Genomic DNA, 19,240 nt, shown 5'->3' with positions numbered 1-19,240 from the left:
ATCACTTATTCTGTGTCGTTTTTGAGAATAATAAGAAGAATGTTATTAAAATAAGGGGGAAAGTAATAAGTGGTAATATTTTACGTTAATAAAAAAGAAGCTTAGTAAAAGCTTCTTTTTTATTACTATTTTTCACATGCAATTCCATCGCCATCACGATCAAGATGAGAGCTATAACCTGGTTGCCCTTTATGTAAAGGAGCTTTCCCAGCTGCTCTAACTGCAGCACAATTTTTGTAGTATGCACTATCAGTATTACCATTAGCTGGTTGTGTTTGAGCTTGCTGTGCTTTTTGTTCTTCTTGTTGTTTACGAGCTTGTTCATCAGCCTGACGTTTTTGCTCTTCTTGTTGTTTACGAGCTTGTTCATCAGCCTGACGTTTTTGCTCTTCTTGTTGTTTACGAGCTTGTTCATCAGCCTGACGTTTTTGCTCTTCTTGTTGTTTACGAGCTTGTTCATCAGCCTGACGTTTTTCATCCTCTTGCTTACGAGCTTGTTCTTCGGCTAGACGCTTCTCATCTTCTTGCTTTTGAGTTTTTTCGTCTGCCTCTTTCTTTTCTAGCTCTTTTTTCTGTTCGCTATCTTTTGGCTCTTCATTATTAGAGGCAACTTTTGTACTAGTTGCTGTCGTTTTTTCAGAAGAAGGAGCTGAAATACCTAATAACGCAACAAAAATGACAAATAATACAGCTGTAATAATAAATTGTTTTTTCGCTACACCTGTTTTCTTAATAACAGATAAGATTGCTAGAACAAGGAAGAATATAAATAGAATGAAACTTAAAGTAGAAAAAAACTCGACGACGGGGTGTTCCGATTTTGTTGTACCGGCCGTTATTAATATAATAGAAATCATAAAAAGAATAACGGTAGGACGTCCATATTGTTTTGCTTTTCCATTTTTCTTAAAGAATGAAATGATACATAAGATTAAAAGAATAAAAGCAATAAAAAATAAAGCTGCACCAATATTACTTAAAATCGACATTTTCATACCTCCATTTGTAAGATTCTTCTTATTGATTATATAGGAGTTTATTGGATATTACACGGTTTGTATAAATTTAGAAAATTAATATTTTTAATAGACTTATAAACATTTATTTTATATATAAGGAAAAATGGATATATTTCCTATTACTTTTTGAAAGAGATTTCATAAATTATAGTATATCGATTGAAAGGAGGAGATTTGAATGGAATTTCAATTGTTGGTAACTTGTATATTACAAGAAGGTAATGCTTACTTTTTAGTAACGAAGGTAGATGATGTTATTACGTTAAAAGTACCGATTACTGCGGGAGTAGCAGGTTTATTTTTAGCTTTAGGTGTACCAAGATGTTCTTAATTTAAATCTCTATAGTAGAAGGGGAAGGGACATGCCTTTCTTTTCTACTATTACATAATATAATTATGTAAACTTAAATATCATATTTGTGATAGCACGTTTGAAATGGACATGCATATACTATAATGTTTCATTGGATGTTAGCGGTGAAAGGTAGTTTTAATAAGTGCATCCAGTGATATTTTTAAGCTATGAAAATAAAAGAGGTGCTATTATATATGAAAAGAAAAACATTGGATATTCCAGTTACATTGCGAAGAGAGTGGTTTTTAATAGAGTTAGCTCATTTAACGAAAAAATATGGAATTGAAATTGCAACTAGTAAAATGGATGCTGCACCGTTTTTAAGAGATCAAGTTACGGAGTCAAAGATAGGGAAAGGGCTACAATACGATAAATATGATGATGAGTATATAATTGAAAATTAAAGGGTAACAACAAAATTAAATTAATTTATAACAAAATATAAAATAAAGCAGATTCTAAATATAGAATCTGCTTTATTATGAAATACTTGTAGTCAACTAACCTCTTTCTAGTGTTTTTCCTACATATTTCTCTTGCGTTATTCCAAAAGAGTCACGAAGAATGCGAGCATAATCTTTAGATTCTATTGGTCGTTTATTTTTGGTGCCTTTAAAGGTTTCTGTATAATTTTTATTTGTTAATGATATGTGACCATAAGTAGTTAATTTACAAGTGATAGCTCCTTTATTAAAAGGAGATTCTTTATGCTCTACAATCACTTTTTGAATCTTATTCACTTTTTTCTCATCTATTGGATCTACAGTGAAAGCATAGCCTATTTTCCATTCGTTTGAAGGTTCAGATTGTAAGAAACTTGTAGATTCCCCGTTAGCTCCTTTTCTCATTTCTAAAATATGCGTACCTTTTCGAGTATTTCGCTTACGAATTCGATATTCTCCTGTTTGAGAGGAGATGACTTCTCCGTTAAAAGGGACTGGATGTAAAGGGAGATGAGATGCAAAACCTGCATCCACAACATAATCTTTATCCTCATGACTTAATATGATAATGACATGACCATCATCGGGTTTCCATTTATTATCGTAAAGGTCATAAACAGTACCGGCTACTTTGTATACTTGAAACCCACAATCAATTAAAAAATAATACAATAGGGAGTTTAATTCATAACAAAGTCCACCTCGTTTTTGAATAAGTAACTTTTCTATTAAGTTATCTTTTGAGATATTTTTAATAGTACCAGCCATAATATCAAGATTTTCATAGGGGAGAATCATTCCCATTTTCAAGAGAATTCCATCTAAATCATCAAATGTTATTTCTTTTGCAGGAATTTCTAAGCGTTTAAAAAACTCCTTTTGTAATTTGGTCATCATAAAGTATTCTCCTTTCTTTTTACAGAATTTTCTTCTGCTCACCGATAGGTTAGTACTTCTAAAAAGTTAATTCAAGTGTGCGGAAATTATCATAATATATGTTTCTGGAAATATGATTTTCTATTCGGAAATTTCAGTTTAATTTTTAATCGTAGGAAAGTCTTATAATACAAGCTCCTTTAAAATTAGTTTGTATTTAATGAAAAGAAAGTACATATCTTTATTATATTTTTAAATAACTAACTAGTAATAAAATGTTTTTTTACTAAAATTTTTTCAAGATTTGTATGCTTTATATAAACAATAATGATTTAAAAAATATCTGGGTGTAGCGAAGTTAACAATTATTGAGAAACTTTTTTGTCGTATTCTATCAAAAGGAAGAGGTAGAAACAAAGAGAATAACGAGAGTTAAGGAAGAGGGGATACAACTAGTAACCTTCTAAAAATAGGGCTAACATCTTTTAAAAATGAAAGATTAGCTATTATTAAGGAAGGGAAAATATAAAATATTATAAAGAACACCTTCTTTCAAAAAAATAGGGGGAGTAATATGCGACTGATGAGAAGATGTGTGGCCTTACTAATTGTATTTTTTATCATGGCTCCAACGATTAGCACAAATGTACAGGCAGAAGTTGTAAAAGAGCTTGGAAAGGGGTTTCCTGATACAGAAGTATTCACACCTGGAGAATGGTTTTTAGGCCAAAAACCTGCTAATTATGATGAGAATAAACCGCCAATTCTCTTTGTACAAGGAAGAAATGGTAATGCTGATAGTTGGTATGGAAAGACAGTATATCATGATATAAATGATATGTATGATTATACTTTAAAAGCAGGCTATCAAACAGTGTTTATACAATTGTATGATGCTGCAGGGAAAGGTTCGGCTAGTCAGTGGGATAACGGAAAGTTGTTAGCACAAAAACTTGAAGAAATATATAATCATTTCGGTAAAAAAGTTAATATTGTAGCGCATAGTAAAGGTGGTATTGATACACAAGCCGCATTAGTTGAATATGGTGCGAATCGATTTGTTGGAAATGTTATTACACTTGCTACACCGCATCACGGCTCAAATTTAGCAGATTTGTCATATAGTTGGTGGGCAGGGTGGCTTGCTTCTATATTAGGTCAAAAAGATGATGGTACGTATTCGTTACAAATAGGTGAAATGGCAAAGTTTCGTTCAATAATAGATAACAACCCAGCAGCTAAATTAAACCGTTACTATACGGCTACTGGAACTAGCTGGGGGCCAACATTTTCTGCATTATCTATGGGCGGGTTATATTTATCATCGTACGGTTCAAATGATGGACTAGTAAATGAATGGAGTGCGAAGCTATCGTACGGTACACATTTATTTACAGATTCCAGATTTGATCATGACAATATAAGAAAAGGATCAGCTGTTTTTGCACGAATTGAACCATATTTACGTACGACAAATGTGGGATTACCAGCTTTAGTAGCATCCAGCACTAGTTCAAATGGAGATCTAGAACAATTAAATACAACTTCAAATCAAAATATTTTAGGAGGCGAATTACCACAAAATCAGTGGATAGAGCAAAGTATTTCTGTTGATAAAAAGGCTGAAGGAATAGTTTCTGTACTAACTGCTTCTTCTGATGTAGAAGTACAAATGGTATCTCCAAAAGGAAAAATCTATGCAAATAAAGATAGCGCTATAACTACTGGTGAAGGCGAATCTTTTTTTAATGGGGCGACAATTAGAACGTTTAAGTTTGATAAATTAGAAATAGGCGAATGGAAAATCAAAATGATGGCGAAGCAGTCGAAAGATGCATATTTAGTTGTAAGCGATTACAAGGATGACGCACCATTTGTTCTTCGAATGCCTACAAAAGTTAAAATAAATAAACCTGAGTATAAACTGAAAAAATCACCTGTAGCACCTGAAATGAAAGGGGATCTTTCCATAACAGTAAGAGTCGTTAATAAAGAAGGTAAGTTAGTCTCTGAATTTAATGAATTACAAAATGTTAATACGAATACATTTACAGGTGCTTTGAAAGATATAAAACAACCGGGAGTATATAACGTTACGATGGATATAAAAGGGATGAATAAAGAAGGAAAACCATATAATCGTACGATTGTTAAGTCGGTTTATGTAGAGAAATAAGGAAGAATAAATAAGTATAATAAAAAAGTGCAGAAATCTTGTGTTAGAAAGAATTCTGCACTTTTTTATGTGGGGAGAGATAATAAAAGTTGAAAAAACTGTTATTCAATAAAAAAAGATGCTGAAATAGCATCTGAATGTGAAGAAATAATTTTAACTTAGTTTTGTAACTGTTAATTCAACTGAATTTATACCATTGTCACAAGTTACAATACTTTGACGATTAAAAGCACTATTATTTCTAAGTTGAAGAGTTGAATTAGCAGGCACTGTAACAATCGTTTCGCCAACGAGTTGAAGACATTCGTTATTTGATGAAGTATTCATTTGAATAGCGAAGTCACCTTGACTATTAGCAAGTGGATTGTTATTTAAAAATATAGTTATGACTGGGATATGTGGAAATACAGGATTTAAAGTAGTATTAATACTGGAAATGAACGAAACTCTATAATCACCAGCTTGTCTAAAGTGTATAGTAGTAGGGTTTAGTAAGGAAACACCTCCTGCTAAAGGTCCAACGTGATTAAATGGAAAAGGATCGCCAAAAGGAACAGTTATAAATTCAGTTTGCCAAAAAGTTCCGTATGCAGGACAGCTTCGTTTATGTGAATGGTCACATGAACATTTTTTATTTGAACTGGAAGAAGATTTGCATGAGCATTTTTTATACGAGTTTGAAGAATGATAGTATGAACCCAATATATTACCTCCTATTCTTAATAAATTTAAACCACATAGTAGTTTATGAAGATGAATCACAATTGGCGTGTATGCTTGTACTATAAAAGGAAATAGATTTGGAATATAAAGTGGTCAAATGATGAAGTGTAGTATTTGGGTATTACCTGTAACACCTTTTGAAGATGATAAGGTTTATAATTTGATAGAAAAATAAATGGAATTTCTAAATAGATTGAAGTAACGAGGAAACGTTTATCCCGCTATTTTCCGAGCAGTAAGACTCCCATCTCAAAATTCAGCGAAAGCAAAGAAGTTAGGTGGGGGATGAATTAAACCCCCACTCATGAAAATTTCACTTTACTATATTTATTTAGTCTGACAAAACAGAAATATTACCTTTAGCTGTATGGATGTTATTATTTGGTGAAGTTATAATATTTAGCTATATTTATATTAGGTTATTCAGTTTATTTTTTATTTGCGTAGCTGAGCAGGAAAAAGTCAGAAAATATAGAATAATATACATATGAAGCATCGTTTGTTTTTGGGGTGAATAGTAATTAAAGATACGCTAAAATATTTAAAATTGTAACGAAAGAGAGATTAAATAATAGAGGGAGCAACTTACATGGAAAATATATTAAAGGTATCTTCAAAATCAAGCCCAAATTCAGTCGCGGGTGCAATAGCAGGAGTACTAAGAACAAGTGGTAATGTGGAAATTCAAGCGATTGGGGCTGGAGCTATAAATCAAGCGATTAAAGCAATTGCGATTGCAAGAGGGTTCGTCGCTCCAAGTGGTATTGACTTAGCTTTTGTTCCAGCGTTTCAAGAGATTTCTATCAATAATGAAGAGAGAACAGCGATTAAATTAATTGTTGGCCCTAGAAAGAAAAGGTCTTAGTAGAAGAGAGCGTTACTATAAGGGAAAAAGCTAATAGACTTCCCAGGTTAGATACGTTATTTTATGTAACCGATCCTTGGGTGTGGACACGGCATTATACCGGACTCATGTCTGTTAATTTCTCCTTAAATTTAGCGCGTGTTCTAGATACTTAAAAATGCCAAATCCTTTGTGATATAAGGGATTTGGCATTTTTGATGTTTTTAAAAATAAACAACCCTAAAACTGCTCATTTAGAAGATTTAGTTTTAGTAGCGGCCATTGAACGTTTTTATGATAGTTTACCTGATAAATGGAGAGAAATAGTAGCAGACAATATTGATTGTGCTAGTTATGTAGATGGGAAATATGAAGCGCACGTTTTAATGGAAAATGGTATGGAAATAAAAATAGAAATCTTTTATGTGGAAGAAGACAAAGATGAAGAATGGATATATAAAGCTTATAAAGTTTTATTATAGAAATTTCATTTTCATACAAAGGGGAATTGATATGAATTTTGTAAACTTTGAAACACAAGAGCAATTTAAACAGTTACAAAAAAATAATGTTGTAATTGTGAAATGGAAAAAAAACGTAAGGCAGTACAAGGAATTAGGAGAAATCACACATCATAATTCTTACACAATTAATCGTATAAATGAATTGATTTTGAAAATAGTTTAGATGTTGTTGGAAATATAGTTAGTATATGTCCGAACTGTCATAGGTTGATTCATTATGGAAGAGACAAAGATAAGAAAAAAGTTTTAGAACTTCTCTTTGAACAAAGAAAAGATTCTTTGAAGAAGTTCGGTATTGAGGTATTTCTCAAAGAGCTATTTGGATACTATGGAATTCTAAAATAAGAATATTCATAGCTATAGTGAAGGTAGAATGTTTCATACTTAAACATAGCTATTATTGTGATGGAAATTTAAATTTCGTCTTTTGAAAGTATCAATAATTTGTATTATTTTTATAGGGTTATATATTTTTCTTTTGCTCTGCTGTATAGCAGAGCTCTTTTTTTTTGTCGTACAAAAGCCACCTATATATGTGAAGTGCACCCCAATTGTTAGGCTGTGTCTAACAATTGGGGTGCACTTCAGTCCTGTCGGGCGGCTTCTTTTAATTTATATTCACCAATTCATCAAACTTAAACTTAGTATTCAAACCAAAGGCATCTGTACAATATATAGTTTTCGTCATCGGTTCAATATGTAATACATTTATGTACATGTCTTGCACCATTCCATCACGATAGTATGAGATATGTATTTCTTCTTCCTCATGAAAAGATTGCATTAACGCTCTTTCTATTCGTTCCATAGTATCTTGTGTTAAAAAAGGTTTAGGTACTTTATATTGTTCCTCAAACATTCTATGTATTTCCTCGTATTGCTCCGGTATTGAAGCAAATGGATTCCATTTCACCATACCTCTTCCACGTACTACAGGAAAGCTGTTATATTCCATGATGTAATACCTCACTTTTGTTTTTTTAACTCCGCTACAAACATGTGTTCTTTTTTAAGGTTTGAAAAGGGACCATTTTGTTAACATGAATATTCAAAAATAATTTTTTCAAGTTAGAATATTCAAAAACTTATTTATGCAAACAAGCATGTCATGATAACATTTAACAAAAGGGGGTAGAAGTAGATGAGTGTTGACATTATTTCTAAAGAAGAAATCACAAAATTATTAAACGAATGGTATCAAGCTATGATTTCACAACGTGTATTACAGTCTCAGAAAATAAAAGAAGATATTGCAAATAAAATCAATAATATTAAGGAAGACCAAACAATATTAGTCTACTACGCTTTATTGAATGCCCGGTATAAACTGCTAATTCGGGATATGGATAGTACAAAAGATATTCTGGACAAAATCGAGCCTTTACCAGAGTCTACAGAAACATTTTTAGAGTACTATCATCATTTATTTAAAGCAATTTACGCTATTAATAAAGCAAACCATAGTGAAGCAAGAATGCAATTTGAAAAAGCTGAAACGTTTTTAGAGTACATGCATGATGAAATTGAAAAAGCTGAATTTAATTATTGGCTTGCAGTCCATTACTATCACGTATTAAAACCAATCCTAGCAGTTCAATTTGCTACAAAGGCGAATGAAGTATTTTCAATTAGTCCAGGGTATGAATTAAAAACTGCAGCATGCTTAAATACTTTAGGAATGGCACACATTCGACTAAATGAATTCGAAAGTGCAGAGGAATATTTACTTTCAGCACTAGGTACCTTCCAAAAATCTAATGATGAACTTCTTATTAAACGAGTTAAGCATAATTTAGGACTTTTATACGCAAGTCAAAACATGCCAGAGTTAGCAATTAAACACTTAGAGGATTCATTAGAAAATAACGCTAAAACTATGTTTCTTTTAGCAAGAGAACATTTTAAGTTAGGTTATAGTCATATCGCTAATGAATATATTGAGAATGGCTATAAGATTAGCGACTTATGTTATCGTCATCATTTCCGAATTTTAAAAGCAGTACATAACTATGTACCGCAAGAAGAATTAGAAAATGTGGTTATAGAAGGTATTTCGTATTTTGAAAAAGAAGAATTATATGATTGGGTAAAAGAATATGCTTCTCTTTTAGGTGAAAGATTCTATGGTTCAGAAAATCACAGAAAAGCAAGCAAGTATTTGCACATCGCTTTAGATGCAGACAAAAAGAGCATAGAAAGAAGGGCGCTAAAATGAAAAAAGCAATCTTATTAATGATGATGTTATCCGCTGTTTTTACTTTTGGTCTTACTAATGTAAAAGACATACCACAAAACGAAGCAATTGAAGTGTTTATGGATCATGGAGAACATATTTAAAACCTAAGGAAGAGGGCGCTTATAGTGTCCTCTTTTTAATATCTATTATTTATATGATGAGGTTGCAGGTACGTCTTTTGGTTATTGTTTGATAAACGTAAGATGTTTCTAAAAATGTGTATACAAAGGTGTAATTTTGTACTGTATATGTTCACGTACTATATAAAAAAGTATGAAAATCTATAAAAATAATTATTTCAATAAAATTTGTTTTATATATTAAAAAGTGCCAAAACCCTTGTGGTATAAGGGGTTTGGCACTTTTGTGTTTTTTATATTTTATCAAATAAACAATTCTAAAACTGTTCATTCTTCTCCCAAGATTCAACGATATAATGTGCGATCGTCGGATTGAAGCCTTTACCAACTAAAAACATAATCGCAGCAACTTCTGTTAATGCGTGTTCATGTGATGTATGTTTTGCTTCATTTAAACCGTAATCTACCCATGGTTTTACGAAATCTAGTACGGGTTTCTTGAAAGGTAAAAACTGTGTACCGACAACTTGTTGAATTTGTTGTTGTGTTGGTTCAGTAATTGGTCCAGGTGGCAATATTTGTGGTTGTGTAATGTCTAGTGTTGGTCCAGGCGGTAAAATTTGTGGTTGAGTTGGATCTATTGTTGGTGGTTTAGGTGGTGAGACACGTGCGTCGTAGTTTGGTTGATACATTTGTTGTTGGTATTGCGGTTGTTGTGGTTGAGTTGTGTATGGGTTTTGTGGTGCTACATATGGATTTTGAGGATATTGTTGTTCTTGGTTTTGTGGTGCTACATATGGATTTTGTTGATTTTGTTGATATTGTTGTTCTTGGTTTTGTGGTGCTGCATATGGATTTTGTTGATATTGTTGTTCTTGGTTTTGTGGTGCTGCATATGGATTTTGTTGATATTGTTGTTCTTGGTTTTGTGGTATTACATATGGATTTTGAGGATATCGCTGTTCTTGATTTTGTAGTGCTGCATATGGATTTTGAGGATATTCATAATTTGGACGTGTGTCATATGGATTTTGTTGAAATTCAGTTTCTTGGTTTTGCGTTGTTGCATATGGGTTTTCGTCATATTGTGGCTCTTGCTGTTGTAACTCTTGTTCTTCGTATTGTTCTGTGTATCTCTGTTCTTGTTGTTGAGGATACAATGGTTGCCTTGGATAAGGCGGTTGATTATTATAGAACATGTTTATTCCTCCTTCATGATGATGCCTACCACCTAGTGTATGGGCGGACAAGAAAATATGTGATGAAAAAATGCGGGCGTGTTACAATAAGTAACTGGGTGAAGATAAAATGACAAAACAAGAAAAAATTCAAAAAACAATTACTTTTGTAAAACATATTTTAGAAAAAGATGCGAGTGGGCATGATTGGTATCATATTGAACGTGTACATAAAATGGCGATTTCTTTATCTGAGCAAGAAGGTGGAAATCGTTTTATAATTGAAATGGCAGCATTACTTCACGATGTGGCAGATGAAAAGCTAAATGAAAGTGAAGAAGCAGGAATGAAAAAAGTTTCTGATTGGTTAGAAGAGCTACGGGTTGAAGAAGAGGAAAGTAAACATATTCTTCATATCATCGCCAATATGTCTTATAAAGGTGGCCATGGCGGCACAGTAGAGTCACTTGAAGGGAAAATTGTTCAAGATGCGGATCGTTTAGATGCTCTTGGTGCAATAGGAATTGCTCGTACATTTGCATATGGTGGGGCGAAAGGGAGATTAATGTATGACCCAACTATTCCGCCGCGTGAAGAAATGACGAAAGAAGAATATAGAAAAAATAATGATCCATCTTTAAATCATTTTTATGAAAAACTTTTGAAATTAAAAGATTTAATGAATACGAATGCAGCAAAACAAGAGGCTGAAATTCGTCATCGTTATATGGAACAGTTTATTGAACAATTTATGAAAGAGTGGAATGCACAAATATGAAAATGTTAACTGTGGAGAACTTATCAAAATCATATGGGGAAAAGCCGTTATTTGATGGATTATCATGTAGTATTACAGAAGGACAACGTGTCGGAATTATTGGTGTAAACGGAACTGGTAAATCGACATTATTAAAAATTATTGCAGGATTAGAAACTCCTGATACAGGTGATATGACGCATTCACGTGGGTATACAATTAGTTATTTATCACAGCAACCAGAGTTTGATGAAAAACTGACAGTATTAGAGCAAGTGTTCCATGGTGATACACCTTTAATTCGTCTTCTTCGTGATTATGAAAAAGCACTATTAAATATTGAAAAAGATCCAAGTAATGAAAAAGTACAGGAACAATTATTTGCAGTGCAGCAACGTATGGATGCAATGAGTGCATGGGAAGCAAATGCAAATGCGAAATCTCTTTTAACGAAATTAGGAATTACGGACTTCACTGCAATTGTTGGGAACTTATCTGGTGGACAGAAAAAACGTATCGCAATGGCACAATGTTTTATTGAAACACCTGATTTATTAATTTTAGACGAGCCTACGAACCATCTTGACCATGAGACAGTTGAATGGTTAGAAGAATATTTAGCGAGATATACAGGTTCGGTATTACTTGTAACCCATGATCGTTATTTCTTAGATCGTGTGACGAACCGTATTTTTGAATTAGATAATGGTAAATTATATAGCTACGAAGGAAACTATAGTACATTTTTAGAAGCGAAAGCACTTCGTGAAGAGCAAGAATTGGCACAAGAATCGAAACGCCAAAATTTATATCGTCGTGAACTTGCTTGGATTCGTCGTGGTGCAAAAGCCCGTTCTACGAAACAAAAGGCGCGTATTCAGCGTTTTGATGAGCTAAAGGCACAAGAAGGACCAGCTGCAAAACAGTCAGTTGATATTGCACTAAGCGGAAGTCGTCTAGGAAAGAAAGTACTTGAGTTAAAAGATGTAACGAAAAAATTTGGCGATAAGACGGTATTACATAATTTTAATCATATTGTGAAACCGGGTGATCGTATCGGAATTATTGGGGCGAATGGAAGCGGGAAATCTTCCCTATTAAATATGCTTGCAGGTAAGTTATCTCCTGATAGTGGTGAAGTGGAAGTAGGACAAACTGTAAAAGTTGCTTATTATACGCAAGAAAATGAAGAGATGAATTTAAATCAGCGTATGATTGAATACATTAAAGAGATTGCAGAAGTTATTCATACGACAGATGGAAAAGTAATTGGTGCATCTCAAATGTTAGAACGTTTCTTATTCCCGACGCATTCACATGGTACACCACTTGGTAAACTATCTGGTGGTGAAAGAAGACGTTTATATTTATTACGTATTTTAATGGGAGAACCAAACGTACTTTTACTTGATGAACCTACGAATGATCTAGATACACAAACATTAACAGTACTAGAAGATTATTTAGAGGATTTCCCAGGTGTCGTTTTAACTGTATCGCATGACCGTTACTTCTTAGATAAAGTAGTAGATGAACTGTTCATCTTTACTGGCGGAGGCGAAGTGCGTGAGTTTCTAGGTAGTTATACAGATTATTTAGAAATGGAAAAAACGAGAGAACTTATGGAGAAAGCGGAAGTTCAAAAAGAGAAAAAAGTAGTAGAAGAAGCTCCAAAACAACAACGTAAACGTAAACTTTCATACAATGAGCAGCGTGAATGGGAAACGATTGAAGATACAATTGCCGAACTTGAAGAAAAAATTGAGTCAATTGGAGAAGAACTTGCGAAAGTTGGATCTGACTTCACAAAGGCACAAGAATTATCTGAAGCACAGCAGAAAACAGAAGAAGAGCTAGAAAAAAAGATGGAAAGATGGAGTGAACTATCAGACATCGTTGAAGGATTAAAATAAAAACAAGCTGCATATATTGAAAAGTAAAGAGAAAAACTTTACACTATTGGTAGAACCTATTTTAGGAGGGAAAAAATGAGAACATCTAATCCAATGTTGAAAAAAGAGGCATTCCGTAAAGAGGGAGCAAGCGCTTCTGCGATGACGATTGGCGGAACAGTAGGCAAAACGTTTATTATGCTTATCTTGCTACTTGCAACGTCTGTCTATTCATACATACAGATGATGCAGGGGACGATGAAGATGCCAGTATTAATTGGTGCTTTAATCGTTGCGGCAATCATCGCATTCGCGTCTATGTTCTTCCCGCGTATTTCACCTTTTGGTGCACCAATCTATGCAGCGGTAGAAGGGGTTGTGTTAGGAAGTATTTCAGCAGTTTATACAATGAAATTTGGCGATTCTATCGTTTTAAATGCTGTATTACTAACAATCTCAATTCTATTTGCAATGTTAGTGTTATATGCAACACGCGTAGTAAAAGTAACGGATAAATTCCGTACAGGCGTTATGGCAGCAACACTTGGAATTATGGTTATGTATTTAGTCGTATTCCTACTAAATATGTTTGGTGTAACTGTTCCATACATTCACCAAGGTGGTACAATCGGTATTATTATTAGTGCAGTTGTTATTGTAGTTGCTGCATTAAACTTATTACTAGATTTCGATTTAATCGAAAATGGTGTACGTAGTCAAGCTCCGAAATATATGGAGTGGTACACTGCGATGGGACTAATGCTTACATTAGTATGGTTATACTTAGAAATTCTTCGTTTCGTTTCTTACTTTACGAAAAATGACTAATAAAAAAATCCTGCATGAGAAATGCAGGATTTTTTTATTTTTAAAGATAAATTGATTTTATGGTATAATATGGATATTGGTAACTTGAGTTAAGGGGGGATGGAATATGATGAAAGAGAAGAAAGGGATTATGAAAAAGCTATTTTCTAAAAGTTTTTTCATAGAACTAGATGATGCTTTAACGTATCCATCATCAAAAGTCATTACTTCAGCAATAGAGAGATATGCGGCTGAATGCAATGAAAGACTAAAATTTGAGAGTAAAGTTAAACCGATTACTTTCTACTTAGAAAATGTAATGTACCGTGCTGAAATAAAGATGGCTCGCGGAGGATATTACATATCTTGTACTGAAGTGTAATAAATTTTGAAACTATACATGTTTGAACTATGTATGGTTTCTTTTTTTGTTTTGTAAGGTCCCAAATAATACTTTCTACTTACGGATATATCATTTTGTGCTTTTTACCATTCAAACATTTCTCCTTACAATGAAGAAAAACATGTGAGGTGGTATAACTTATGATGAATCGAGTTGTATTAATCGGTAGATTGACAAAGGAGCCAGAATTATACTACACAAAACAAGGCGTCGCTTATGCACGAATATGTGTTGCGGTAAATAGAGGATTTCGAAATAGTTTAGGTGAACAACAAGTCGATTTTATTAATTGTGTCGTTTGGCGCAAATCGGCTGAGAATGTAGCTGAATATTGTAAGAAGGGGTCGCTCGTTGGGATTACAGGGCGTATTCAGACTAGTAATTACGATGATGAACAAGGCAAGAGAATATATAGAACTGAAGTTGTGATTGAGAGTATTACCTTTTTGGAGAGAAGGCGGGAGGGGGCATCGTAATAAAAGGTGATTTTAAGTAATAGCTTCGGAAAAAATTGTGGAAAGTATTTTAATAAACTTAAAGAGGGGGATACCGCCAGCTTTTTTGAAAAAACAAGTAAAGAGTATACAAAATTTTATAACGTTTTTTGGCTAATCCAGTAACAAACGAGAACCATAAAACCCATCACAGGATAGGAATGTATAAAAAGATGAATCGAGTGATAGAAAATAAAAAAAGGGATTCCTTCTGAGAGTAAGGAATCCTCCTTTTTGTTGCTACCGATAATAGGACGTTATGTTAATTAGAAATGTATACGATATTCATAAAATCCGAACTGTTTAATTTGTTAAAAAAAAACTATAGTTGAAATTCTTTCTTTATAATTTCAGCTACTTCTGTAGCATTTAAATTCGTATTATTGATCCTTATATAATTTTTCTCTGTAATTTCCCCTTCTCTTGAATTTAATCTAAAATTTTCAAATGTGCTTAATAAATTTTGTTCAGATTGTTCAATCTTTCTTTTCGTTGGCTTATGTTCAAGTCGATGAGGTGTTTTATTTCGTTGAAGTCTTTCTTCTACATCAGCTTCTAATTCAACAAAATAAATATCAACCCCTTGGGAACGAAAAATATTACATATACTTTCAACATCATCCCAATCTTTCTTTTCATTAAACGCCCATACGTATGTAAAAATCATTCCATAATGTTCACTCTTTGAAAATGATTGAAATATTTCCTTTCGGAAAAGATGGGTTAATCGCCACATTTCCGAAGAGAATCCATACAATGGCTCCAATAAATCAATTGTCATATGGTTATGAAATAATTTTAAATCAGTCATCTTTGCTAGTTCTTGTCCAACTGTCATTTTCCCAACTGCTTGTGGCCCAAATATCAAAACAAACTTTTTCATCGAATTCCCTCCAAAAAATAATAAGACATTAATTATAAAATAAGAGATTCTGTAAATGTATCACAATCAAAATATTTTGTAGAATCTATATACTTTTCTGCCTTTTGTATTTATAAAAATAGTTGTCTTCCAATAACGAAAATTATGTAAATAAGCTATCCATATGGATAGCTTATTATATTTTTTTGTTTAGCGTGTTTTTTTCAAAAATACTGGCGGTACCTCAAGAAATGGATAAAAAATAAAAATCATCGGAAACGAAAGCTTTTAAAATCCCGTTCCTAATTTAAAATGTAAAAAGAATGAAATAGTATGGTAGGGGGAAGAAAGTAGTAAAATTAAGCATCCGAGTAGGAGTATAGAGTGATAACATGTTACAATACAGCTAAGAACATGCAATAAAGGAGAGTTTTTTACGTGAAGATTAAAGCAATTGAACCGACGCCAAGTCCAAATACAATGAAAGTTATTTTGAATGAAGTATTACCATCAGGAGCGCGTAATAATTATACAAATGAAAATAAAGAACAAGCACCAATGCAAGTGCAAGAAATTTTGAAAATTGAAGGCATTAAAGGTGTATATCATGTAGCCGACTTTTTAGCAGTGGAGCGAAATGCGAAGTATGACTGGAAAGTTTTATTACAACAAGTTCGTGCTGTTTTCGGCGAAGAAGTAGTAGAAGAAAGTGAAGAACAACAACTTGCTCATTTTGGAGAAGTGAAAGTGTTTGTTCAAATGTTCTTTACAATTCCAATGCAAGTAAAGTTAACAGATGGAACGACGGAAGAACGTGTTGGTTTACCTGATCGTTTTAAAGAATCAATTATGAAAGTGCAAATGTCTGCACCAAATGTTGTAAAAGAGCGTAAATGGGTGGAACAAAGTACACGTTACGGTAACTTTGAAGAAATCGGGAAAGAAGTAGTAGAAGAGATTGTTGCTGCTTATTCAGAAGAACGTGTAAATGAAACGGTTAAAGAATTATTAAATCAAGCAGGTGCTGTTGAAGTAACGATCCAAAAGCGTGAGCCATATAAAGTAACAGAAGAGATGATGAAAGATTCTGACTGGAAAAACCGTTTTGCAGCATTAGAACAAATGGATCCTACTGAAGAAGATATTCCAGTGTTGAAGATGGCGTTAGATGATGAAAAAGTTTCAATACGCCGTTTAGCAACAGCGTATTTAGGTATGGTAAAAGGTGATGAAGTATTACCGTTATTATATAAAGCTTTATTAGATCGCTCTGTAAGTGTTCGTCGTACTGCAGGAGATTGTTTATCAGATGTAGGTGATCCGGCAGCGATGTTCGTTATGATTAAATCTCTGAAAGATCCAAGTAAATTAGTACGCTGGCGTGCAGCTATGTTCTTATTTGAACTTGGAGATGAAAGTGCGATTCCAGCATTAAAAGCAGCGCAAGATGATCCAGAGTTTGAAGTAGCTATGCAAGCACGTCTAGCATTAGAACGTATTGAAGGCGGAGAAGAAGCAAAAGGTTCTGTATGGAAACAAATGACGGAGTCTCGTAAAGGGGAATAATATATGATTGTTTTCTATGATAGTTGGTGTCCGATGTGTACGGCGGTTGCAGAACGTACGAAAAAATTAGATAAAAAGGGTAAGATGAAATTTGTTTCATTTCGAGATGAAGATGTAGTTGAGAAGTATGAGCTTTCTCAAGAACTACAAAGTAAGATGGAACAAAGATTGTATATTTTTAAAAATAATAAGTGGTATGACGGCATTCATAGCATACATGTATTAGCAAAGGCCGTTCCATCTTATTGCTTTGCCGTTCCTTTTATAAAGTTATCTATCGTACTTGGTTTTGGAAGTAAAGTATACGATTATATCGCTAACAATAGAAAACTTGTTCCAGTGGGGCATTGCCGCGGTGGGGTTTGTGAAATCCCTACAAAAAAATGAAATCATCGTTATCTTTCTTTTGCACCTATTAATAGAGCGTGATATGATGAATTTGGAATGAAAGTTGAAGGAGAGATTACAAGATGTCAAATGCTTATGAAGAATACATGCGCCAAATGGTAATCCCAATGCGCCAAGAGTTAGTGCGTTCGGGGTTTGAAGAGTTAACTACAGAAGAAGCTGTAACAGAATTTATGGAAAATACATCAGGTACAACTTTAGTAGTTGTAAACTCTGTTTGTGGTTGTGCAGCTGGTTTAGCACGTCCATCAGCAGGTCAAGCGGTTGTTCGTGCTGAAAAACAACCTGATCATCTTGTAACTGTATTCGCAGGTCAAGATAAAGATGCTACTGCAAAAATGCGTGAATACTTCGGAGAAATTCCTCCATCTTCACCATCTATGGCATTATTAAAAGGAAAAGAAGTTGTTCACTTCATTCACCGTCATGAAATTGAAGGTGCAACTATGGACGAAATTATTACGAACTTAGAACAAGCTTTCGAAAAGAATTGCTAAAGAAGGGGGAGAGTAAATCTCCCTCTTTTCTTTATATAGAGGTGAAACAATGATCGTAACAACAGCAGGAAGAACGAATAAAGAAATGACAGATTATGCAAAGCAGGTAGCCGCAGAATTAAATCGTTCATTCGTTAAACGTAATGACATACCAGTACATAAGCTGCATGAGCAGTATGAACAAGATGTGCTTGTCGTAGGGAAGAACCGATTAGCTATTTATCCGAAAGGTACGGAAGAATCGTTTTTCTTTCATCCGAACTCAGCGATGTTTCGTGTGAAAAGGTTAATGCGTGGAGAACACGATCCGTTTGTACAAGCCACGCAATTAGAGAGAGGAATGACAGTGTTAGATTGTACGCTCGGGATGGCATCAGATAGTATTGTAGCTAGTTATGTTGTTGGTGAAAGCGGAAAAGTAACAGGACTTGAAGGCAATGAGTATATGGCTTATATTATGGAAAATGGTTTGAAAACATGGTCTTCATCCGTTTCTGAAATTGATGAAGCAATGCAAAGAATTCAAGTAAAGCAAACGGAGCATTTTTCATTTTTAGCGCAATGTGAAGACAATAGTTACGATGTCGTTTACCTTGATCCGATGTTTGAAGAAACTGTCATAGAATCCGACGGAATTAAAGGATTAAAACACTTCGCTTTGTATCATGATATTATTGATGAAACAATTGCGGAGGCAAAACGAGTGGCGAGAAAACGTGTCGTTTTAAAAGATCATTTTCGTAGTTCTAGATTTGAAAAACACAATTTTTATGTATACAAAAGAAAAAGTGCTAAGTTTCACTTTGGTGTAATTGACCCTTGCTAATTGTTTGAAAAGATGTATAATAAGCAATAATTAATTAAATATACTGTCTGTGATGAAGAGAGTAGTCTTTTTTAGAAGGAAAGCGAGCTAGGGATGGTGTGAGCCTAGTACGGAGGAAAAAGATGAAGCGCACTTCGGAGATGCTTCTTGAACGAATAGTAGAGAAAGCCGAGGCCCCCTGTCCTCGTTATAAACGGGAAAGTGGTTCGTAACGAACAACAAGGGTGGTACCACGGGTTAAAACTCGTCTCTTTTTTAGAGACGAGTTTTTTGT

General features: G+C 33.7%; 23 protein-coding genes, 1 pseudogene and 1 other annotated feature. Of the genes and pseudogenes, 18 read left to right on the top strand and 6 right to left on the bottom strand.

The features are described 5' to 3' along the window. Positions 1–125: 125 nt before the first annotated feature. The gene (locus tag GBN78_RS08050) at positions 126–989 is read right to left on the bottom strand and encodes an excalibur calcium-binding domain-containing protein (RefSeq protein WP_000025810.1); all 864 of its coding nucleotides are present in this window, start codon (positions 987–989) and stop codon (positions 126–128) included. A gap of 208 nt (positions 990–1,197) precedes the next feature. On the opposite strand from GBN78_RS08050, the gene exsG reads away from it, so the two are divergent. Both exsG and GBN78_RS08040 read left to right on the top strand, forming a co-directional pair. After that, positions 1,198–1,350, top strand: coding sequence for an exosporium protein ExsG (exsG, locus tag GBN78_RS08045; RefSeq protein WP_000395679.1), 153 nt, complete (start codon positions 1,198–1,200; stop codon positions 1,348–1,350). Positions 1,351–1,568: 218 nt separating this feature from the next. Continuing rightward, positions 1,569–1,778 (top strand): hypothetical protein, encoded by a 210-nt coding sequence (locus tag GBN78_RS08040; protein ID WP_000824207.1) that lies wholly within the window; start codon positions 1,569–1,571, stop codon positions 1,776–1,778. Between the two features lie 96 nt (positions 1,779–1,874). Here GBN78_RS08040 and GBN78_RS08035 read toward each other — a convergent pair whose 3' ends face one another. Beyond that, positions 1,875–2,714: an arylamine N-acetyltransferase family protein gene (locus tag GBN78_RS08035; protein WP_000988428.1), complete on the bottom strand. Its 840-nt coding sequence runs from the start codon at positions 2,712–2,714 to the stop codon at positions 1,875–1,877. A gap of 553 nt (positions 2,715–3,267) precedes the next feature. Here GBN78_RS08035 and GBN78_RS08030 point away from each other — a divergent pair. Further along, on the top strand, positions 3,268–4,869 hold the full coding sequence (locus GBN78_RS08030; RefSeq protein WP_152127162.1) for a lipase family alpha/beta hydrolase: 1,602 nt from the start codon (positions 3,268–3,270) through the stop codon (positions 4,867–4,869). Between the two features lie 153 nt (positions 4,870–5,022). Here GBN78_RS08030 and GBN78_RS08025 read toward each other — a convergent pair whose 3' ends face one another. After that, the gene (locus GBN78_RS08025) at positions 5,023–5,571 is read right to left on the bottom strand and encodes a preprotein translocase (RefSeq protein WP_152127160.1); all 549 of its coding nucleotides are present in this window, start codon (positions 5,569–5,571) and stop codon (positions 5,023–5,025) included. A 610-nt stretch (positions 5,572–6,181) separates the two neighbouring features. On the opposite strand from GBN78_RS08025, the gene GBN78_RS08020 reads away from it, so the two are divergent. From GBN78_RS08020 to GBN78_RS30975, 4 genes and pseudogenes are all read left to right on the top strand, one after another. Next, the gene (locus GBN78_RS08020; RefSeq protein WP_000427801.1) at positions 6,182–6,457 is read left to right on the top strand and encodes a stage V sporulation protein S; all 276 of its coding nucleotides are present in this window, start codon (positions 6,182–6,184) and stop codon (positions 6,455–6,457) included. Positions 6,458–6,654: 197 nt separating this feature from the next. Beyond that, positions 6,655–6,918 carry a hypothetical protein gene (locus GBN78_RS08015; RefSeq protein ID WP_000478849.1) on the top strand — a complete coding sequence of 88 codons (264 nt, stop codon included), beginning with the start codon at positions 6,655–6,657 and terminating at the stop codon, positions 6,916–6,918. A 31-nt stretch (positions 6,919–6,949) separates the two neighbouring features. Further along, complete coding sequence (locus GBN78_RS30120) at positions 6,950–7,123, top strand: hypothetical protein (RefSeq protein WP_164876739.1); 174 nt, start codon at positions 6,950–6,952, stop codon at positions 7,121–7,123. Beyond that, positions 7,105–7,305: pseudogene (locus GBN78_RS30975) on the top strand (HNH endonuclease); the annotation flags it as partial. The gene GBN78_RS30120 and the pseudogene GBN78_RS30975, both read left to right, overlap by 19 nt. Positions 7,306–7,567: 262 nt before the next feature. Here GBN78_RS30975 and GBN78_RS08005 read toward each other — a convergent pair. Beyond that, entirely contained in the window at positions 7,568–7,915 is a 348-nt protein-coding gene (locus GBN78_RS08005) for a YolD-like family protein (RefSeq protein ID WP_000456233.1), read from the bottom strand. Between the two features lie 186 nt (positions 7,916–8,101). Here GBN78_RS08005 and GBN78_RS08000 point away from each other — a divergent pair, with 186 nt between their 5' ends. Both GBN78_RS08000 and GBN78_RS07995 read left to right on the top strand, forming a co-directional pair. Next, complete coding sequence (locus tag GBN78_RS08000) at positions 8,102–9,175, top strand: response regulator aspartate phosphatase (protein ID WP_000109862.1); 1,074 nt, start codon at positions 8,102–8,104, stop codon at positions 9,173–9,175. Continuing rightward, positions 9,172–9,297: a hypothetical protein gene (locus GBN78_RS07995; RefSeq protein ID WP_000709202.1), complete on the top strand. Its 126-nt coding sequence runs from the start codon at positions 9,172–9,174 to the stop codon at positions 9,295–9,297. Before GBN78_RS08000 ends, GBN78_RS07995 begins: the two co-directional genes overlap by 4 nt. Positions 9,298–9,593: 296 nt before the next feature. On the opposite strand, the gene GBN78_RS07990 is transcribed toward GBN78_RS07995, so the two are convergent. After that, positions 9,594–10,475 carry a hypothetical protein gene (locus GBN78_RS07990; protein ID WP_152127158.1) on the bottom strand — a complete coding sequence of 294 codons (882 nt, stop codon included), beginning with the start codon at positions 10,473–10,475 and terminating at the stop codon, positions 9,594–9,596. A 109-nt stretch (positions 10,476–10,584) separates the two neighbouring features. Here GBN78_RS07990 and GBN78_RS07985 point away from each other — a divergent pair, with 109 nt between their 5' ends. The 5 genes from GBN78_RS07985 (at position 10,585) to GBN78_RS07965 (ending at position 14,789) form a co-directional block, all read left to right on the top strand. Then, complete coding sequence (locus GBN78_RS07985) at positions 10,585–11,232, top strand: HD domain-containing protein (RefSeq protein WP_000165966.1); 648 nt, start codon at positions 10,585–10,587, stop codon at positions 11,230–11,232. Continuing rightward, positions 11,229–13,124 carry an ABC-F family ATP-binding cassette domain-containing protein gene (locus tag GBN78_RS07980; RefSeq protein WP_000783169.1) on the top strand — a complete coding sequence of 632 codons (1,896 nt, stop codon included), beginning with the start codon at positions 11,229–11,231 and terminating at the stop codon, positions 13,122–13,124. Before GBN78_RS07985 ends, GBN78_RS07980 begins: the two co-directional genes overlap by 4 nt. Before the next feature lie 75 nt (positions 13,125–13,199). Further along, positions 13,200–13,931, top strand: coding sequence for a Bax inhibitor-1/YccA family protein (locus tag GBN78_RS07975; protein ID WP_001260655.1), 732 nt, complete (start codon positions 13,200–13,202; stop codon positions 13,929–13,931). Positions 13,932–14,037: 106 nt separating this feature from the next. Further along, a complete protein-coding gene (locus tag GBN78_RS07970; protein ID WP_000975130.1) occupies positions 14,038–14,292 on the top strand; it encodes a DUF4318 domain-containing protein in 255 nt (84 codons plus the stop codon). A 161-nt stretch (positions 14,293–14,453) separates the two neighbouring features. Further along, positions 14,454–14,789 carry a single-stranded DNA-binding protein gene (locus tag GBN78_RS07965; protein ID WP_000982014.1) on the top strand — a complete coding sequence of 112 codons (336 nt, stop codon included), beginning with the start codon at positions 14,454–14,456 and terminating at the stop codon, positions 14,787–14,789. 340 nt (positions 14,790–15,129) lie between these two features. Here the strand turns inward: GBN78_RS07965 and GBN78_RS07960 are convergent, their stop codons facing one another. Beyond that, on the bottom strand, positions 15,130–15,690 hold the full coding sequence (locus GBN78_RS07960; RefSeq protein ID WP_000714950.1) for an AAA family ATPase: 561 nt from the start codon (positions 15,688–15,690) through the stop codon (positions 15,130–15,132). Between the two features lie 417 nt (positions 15,691–16,107). On the opposite strand from GBN78_RS07960, the gene GBN78_RS07955 reads away from it, so the two are divergent. The 4 genes from GBN78_RS07955 to GBN78_RS07940 all read left to right on the top strand — a co-directional run bounded on the left by GBN78_RS07955 (position 16,108) and on the right by GBN78_RS07940 (position 18,966). Continuing rightward, on the top strand, positions 16,108–17,235 hold the full coding sequence (locus GBN78_RS07955; protein WP_000692580.1) for a conserved virulence factor C family protein: 1,128 nt from the start codon (positions 16,108–16,110) through the stop codon (positions 17,233–17,235). A gap of 3 nt (positions 17,236–17,238) precedes the next feature. Then, the gene (locus tag GBN78_RS07950) at positions 17,239–17,622 is read left to right on the top strand and encodes a thiol-disulfide oxidoreductase DCC family protein (protein ID WP_152127156.1); all 384 of its coding nucleotides are present in this window, start codon (positions 17,239–17,241) and stop codon (positions 17,620–17,622) included. Positions 17,623–17,705: 83 nt separating this feature from the next. Continuing rightward, positions 17,706–18,140, top strand: coding sequence for a BrxA/BrxB family bacilliredoxin (locus GBN78_RS07945; protein ID WP_000063706.1), 435 nt, complete (start codon positions 17,706–17,708; stop codon positions 18,138–18,140). A gap of 49 nt (positions 18,141–18,189) precedes the next feature. Then, entirely contained in the window at positions 18,190–18,966 is a 777-nt protein-coding gene (locus GBN78_RS07940) for a class I SAM-dependent methyltransferase (protein WP_025966781.1), read from the top strand. A 40-nt stretch (positions 18,967–19,006) separates the two neighbouring features. Next, positions 19,007–19,221 (top strand) — a binding site (T-box leader). The last annotated feature ends 19 nt before the right edge of the window (positions 19,222–19,240 follow it).

The sequence above is a fragment of the Bacillus sp. B2-WWTP-C-10-Post-4 genome (assembly GCF_009183805.1).
GTDB lineage: Bacteria > Bacillota > Bacilli > Bacillales > Bacillaceae_G > Bacillus_A > Bacillus_A cereus.
Note: the sequence above shows the minus strand (reverse complement) of the source record. Positions and strands in the feature narration are given on the sequence as shown.